The sequence below is a fragment of the Bartonella sp. AP258QHHD genome, assembly GCF_042196145.1.
GTDB lineage: Bacteria > Pseudomonadota > Alphaproteobacteria > Rhizobiales > Rhizobiaceae > Bartonella.
This window is the reverse complement of the sequence record NZ_JBHIPR010000005.1, coordinates 1-3,034: the sequence shown is the minus strand read 5'-3', so window position 1 is coordinate 3,034 and position 3,034 is coordinate 1. Positions and strand designations below refer to the sequence as shown.

General features: G+C 37.7%; 4 protein-coding genes and 2 pseudogenes. All 6 read right to left on the bottom strand.

Annotation, left to right across the window (positions count from 1 at the left end; genetic code table 11):
• A pseudogene (locus tag ACFIMM_RS00740) lies at positions 1 to 149 on the bottom strand (exonuclease); the annotation flags it as partial.
• Position 150: 1 nt separating this feature from the next.
• Positions 151 to 961 (bottom strand): annotated as a pseudogene (locus ACFIMM_RS00735) (ERF family protein).
• A gap of 241 nt (positions 962 to 1,202) precedes the next feature.
• Positions 1,203 to 1,586: a hypothetical protein gene (locus ACFIMM_RS00730; protein WP_273790346.1), complete on the bottom strand. Its 384-nt coding sequence runs from the start codon at positions 1,584 to 1,586 to the stop codon at positions 1,203 to 1,205.
• Entirely contained in the window at positions 1,580 to 1,981 is a 402-nt protein-coding gene (locus ACFIMM_RS00725) for a hypothetical protein (RefSeq protein WP_375613985.1), read from the bottom strand. The genes ACFIMM_RS00730 and ACFIMM_RS00725 overlap by 7 nt, the downstream gene beginning before the upstream one ends.
• Positions 1,981 to 2,403 carry a hypothetical protein gene (locus tag ACFIMM_RS00720; protein ID WP_375692569.1) on the bottom strand — a complete coding sequence of 141 codons (423 nt, stop codon included), beginning with the start codon at positions 2,401 to 2,403 and terminating at the stop codon, positions 1,981 to 1,983. The genes ACFIMM_RS00725 and ACFIMM_RS00720 overlap by 1 nt, the downstream gene beginning before the upstream one ends.
• A 128-nt stretch (positions 2,404 to 2,531) precedes the next feature.
• A complete protein-coding gene (locus ACFIMM_RS00715) occupies positions 2,532 to 2,849 on the bottom strand; it encodes a hypothetical protein (RefSeq protein WP_375607465.1) in 318 nt (105 codons plus the stop codon).
• Between the last annotated feature and the right edge of the window lie 185 nt (positions 2,850 to 3,034).

The window sequence follows — 3,034 nt, the reverse complement described above, 5'->3', positions numbered from 1 at the left end:
ATTAAGCGTTCTGTCATGAGTTTCGTTTTGTAGTCTTCATATTTGCTTGTAGGAAAACCTTTTGCTGTCTTACTGAGTACGCTGTAGACATTAGATGCAGTGACTTTACCCAAGCGCGCTTGAAACCACTCTGCTGTCCTTTGTTCCATTTCACACCGCCGTTTCTTGTTGAGTTGGCGCATATTCGATATCTTGTATAGGTGCATCTAATTGCTCTTGTTGTGCTTTATTCATTTGCTTTCGTTGCTTTTTTTTTCAAAGAAAACAAAGCGGTTTGTGCTTGTTTAAAAGACATATCTTTTAGATTTTTTACTCCTATGAAAGAGAGAAGCCTACTTTCTTCAGATTGTGTTTTTTTAATTAATTCTTTGATTTCATTCATCTGTTCAGAAGAGATACCCGCAAGAAGTGTTATTCCATCTGTATCGTCTTCTTTTCTTGCAACATTAAGAAGCATGCCTAAGAGATATCTACGTGCGTAGCTTATAGTAGAACCAACCGCTTGTGTGTTATTTTTGCTTCCCGTAGCATCAATGGGAAATGTTCCTTGTGTTGATATTTCATTGCCCGATATATGCTTTAAAGTCATTTCTACAGTTATGTCATTTGAACGCTGGTCTTTGATACGAGAGAACAAGGCAAAGTGATGTTTTGCAAGAGGTTCTTTAATAGCATCAATATATTTATCAAGCGTTGTATAGAGGCTTTTAGTATGTGTATTAATGGCATTTTGTTCGATATTTTTATATTCCACTTGTATAGTAGAAAGATCACGGACAAAGTTTTGGCGCTCTTGTCGTTTTATCTCTTGTTATCGCAATTCAAGAAGACGCTTGAGACGATCCATATCGACATCATTTTCTAAAGCTCTTTCTAAAATAAGCTCCATAGCTGTAGGTTTGATTTCACAATCGTTCGTTTTTTCCACTAATTCCGTTTGTGTGGTACTTAGTTCACTCATCTTGATTTCCTCCTATTTGAGCGCAATTCACCCGTGGCGTGAATCACGCATGTGTTAAAAGTTGGTTTGGTTGTTAGAGTTTGGATTTTATAGGCTGCATTATGTCTTCAGAAATTATGGTATCTACATAAGGCTCGTCTTTATACCCAGAGATAGTGATACAAAGTTCACCTAGATTGTGAGTATTTCTCACAACTAACTGTGCACACAAGGTAGGTTTAATTCCATATTTATACATGATTTATTTTTTCTCGTTTGTTGTGATACGGCTTTCTCCGCAGATCTCTGAATCTCCGTAAATTTTTGCGTCGCCATAAACTCTTGCATTGGGATAAACAATTGCATTTCCGTAAATCTGTGCGTTTTCAAAAATGCGACCACCACCATATACTCGGGCGTTATTATAAATTTTTGCATTGTCATAAATTTTTGAACCCCAAGTAACACAAGCATTATCGTAGACCCAGCAATTGCCATCATGAGAGAGATTGCTTTCATTTTCTATAAAGCCCCCAAGGTCCCCAGCCTTAACATCATCAAAATCTCTTAAAGCACGAATGCGGTACAATGTATGGCAACTTACAATATCGGTGGTTTCATTAGTCAATTCGTATTTTTTCACCATGCTTTTTCTCCAGTGGACATGACGTTATCGCCATCAATATCCGCATCACGATAAATTTTTGCGTCGCCATAAATACGTGCATTACCGGAAACTGTTGCCATTCCATAAACTTCGGCAAAACCGTAAACATGTGCATTATGTTTAATTCGTGCACTACCATAAACTTCAGCATCATCATAAACTTGAGCATTATCGTAAACGCAAGCACAAGATAAGACGAATGCATTACCACCTACCCAGCAATTACCATGATGCGATAGGTTGTTTTCATGTTCTATAAAGCCGCCTAAATTACCTTTTTTAATAACTCCAAAGTCTCTTAAAGCGCGGATACGGTGAAGAGTTACCCCTTTAAACTCAGCTTTCTCATCAGTAAGTTCGTACTTCTTTTCCATTAGTTTGCTCCAGTGGATATTCTGCTATTGCTGCCAATCCAATCTTCACAACGTAAATCCGCATCACCGTAAATTTTTACATTTCCGTAAATGTGTGTATTACCGCCAACTTTTGCATTTCCATAAACGCTTGCCTTATCGTAAACATATGCTTCATAATAAACATGAGAATTGCCATAAACATGTGCATGATCAAAAACTTTAGCGTCACCGTAAACGTATGCATCACCGTAAATTTCTGCATAATTGTAAACTTTTGCTTCATCAGAAACGAGTGCATCTCCATAAACCCGCGCATCACCATAAACATAGGCATAACCGGAAATATGTGCATTTTGATAAACACGAGCATTATCATAAACCCTAGCATAATCTCCAACCCAACAATCGCCCCCATGACTAAGATTGCCTTCCTTTTCAATAAAACCGCCAAGGTCACCTTTTTGACATTTCCAAAATCTTTTAATGCACGTATGCGGTAAAGCGTGCGTCCGCCAACTTCATCCATTTCATCAGTCAATTCGTATTTTTTTTCCATGATTTATCCCCCCTACCTTAAAATAGCGTCACTTCCATAAAATGCTGTATCGCCGGCTACTATGGCATTACCACGAACTTTTGCGTTATTATAAACTTCGGCATCATCATAAACCTTCGCATTTTCAGAGATATATGCATTTTGATAAATACAAGCATTGCCTCCAACCCAGCAATTATCATCATGGCTAAGATTCCATTCACTCTCGACAAAGCCTCCAAGGTCGCCTTCTTTGACATCATCAAAATCTTTTAAGGCGCGTATGCGATAAAGCGTTATTCCATCAATTTTGATTGTTTCATCAGTGAGTTTATATTTCTTTTTTATCATGATAACCTCCTCTTAATGCATGCTTTGTCTTTTAAGCTCTTGAGACAGCACACCAATTCCTTTTGCTGTGATTTTTGCGCAAGGAATGACTTTTTCTATTCCACTTGCGGTTTGAAGTGTGATAGTTGGACAATCCATAAGTTTCTTTTGGATTTTGTCTTGATAAGGAAGCAAATTTCCACCTG